This is a genomic window from Kutzneria sp. 744 (assembly GCF_000568255.1).
GTDB lineage: Bacteria > Actinomycetota > Actinomycetes > Mycobacteriales > Pseudonocardiaceae > Kutzneria.
Map to the genome: position 1 here is coordinate 4,711,184 of NZ_KK037166.1, position 1,511 is coordinate 4,712,694.

The following is a 1,511-nucleotide window of genomic DNA, read 5'->3' on the forward strand; positions in this document are numbered from 1 at the left end:
AGTCTCCCGATCGGGGTAGCCGGTCGGGTGGTCGGCGGCTGGGGCAAGCGGCTGATCGGCCAGAGCGCCGAGGAGGTCAGCTCACAGCTCAACGCCAAGACGGCCGAGCAGCTGTTCGCGGTGCTCGGGCAGCTCAAGGGCGGCGCGATGAAGTTCGGCCAGGCGCTGAGCGTGTTCGAGGCGGCCGTGCCGGACGAGCTCGCCGCGCCCTACCGAGACGCCCTGACCAAGCTCCAGGCCGCCGCGCCGCCGCTGGAGACGCGCAGCGTGCACCGCGTGCTGGCCGAGCAGCTCGGCGCCTCGTGGAGCAAGCGGTTCCAGGAGTTCGACGACGTTCCGGCGGCCGCGGCCAGCATCGGCCAGGTGCACCGGGCGATCTGGCACGACGGCCGCGAGGTCGCCGTCAAGGTGCAGTACCCGGGCGCGGACGAGGCGCTGCTGTCCGACCTGAAGCAGCTCCAGCGGTTCAGCCGGCTGTTCCAGGCCCTGGTGCCCGGGGCCGAGATCAAGCCGCTGCTGGCCGAGCTGCGCGAGCGCATGGTCGAGGAGCTGGACTACCGGACCGAGGCCGCCCACCAGCGCGCCTTCGCCAAAGCCTTCGACGGCGACGAGCACGTGCTGGTGCCCAGGGTCGTGGCCAGCGCACCGATGGTGGTCGTCTCCGAGTGGGTGACCGGCACGCCGCTGGCGTCGATCATCCGTGACGGCGAGCAGGAGACCCGCGACCACGCCGGCACGCTGCTGTCGGAGTTCCACTTCTCGTCGCCGGCCAGGACCGGGCTGCTGCACGCCGACCCGCACCCCGGCAACTTCATGCTGATGCCGGACGGCCGGCTGTGCGTGATCGACTTCGGCGCGGCCGCCCGGCTGCCCGACGGCCTGCCGCGCACCCTGGGCCTGATGACCCGGCTGTCGCTGGAGCACCGTTCCGAGGAGCTGTTGGAGCTGCTGCGGGTCGAGCACTTCGTGCGGCCGGACAGCGAGGTCGAGCCGGACGACGTCGTCGCCTACCTCGGGCCGTTCGTCGAGCCGCTGCGGACCGAGCGCTTCACGTTCACCCGCAAATGGCTGCAGAAGCAGGCCGAGCGCATCGGCGACCTGCGCGGGCAGGACTTCCGCACCGGGCGTTCGCTCAACCTGCCGCCGCAGTACCTGCTCATCCACCGGGTGACCATGGGCGCGACCGGCATCCTGTGCCAGCTCGGGGCCGAGGTGCCGGCGCGGGCGATCGTGTCGCGGTGGCAGCCCGGCTTCGCCGACTGACCTGACCTGCGCGTCCCCAGGGTTGTCCACAGCCCTGGAAACCGATCGGGCCACCTGGCGGCGAGTTGTCCACAGAAATCAAATCGGTATTCCGCCGCGGCGGCCCCGGCCGGACCATCGAGGTCATGACCCACACCTCGCCGCCCGACCTGGCGTCGCTCGCGCACACCATGCCCGACGGTGTGGTCCGGGCCGCCGAACTGCGGGCCAGCGGTGTCTCCGGCTCCGCCATCGTCGGCCGGTGCCGG

The 1,511-nt window shown here is 72.0% G+C and carries 1 protein-coding gene; it reads left to right on the forward strand.

Features of this window, described 5'->3' with window-relative positions; genetic code table 11:
- Positions 1-1,263 (forward strand): ABC1 kinase family protein (locus KUTG_RS20920; RefSeq protein ID WP_043718932.1); only part of this gene is annotated, 1,263 nt, incomplete at its 5' end.
- Between the last annotated feature and the right edge of the window lie 248 nt (positions 1,264-1,511).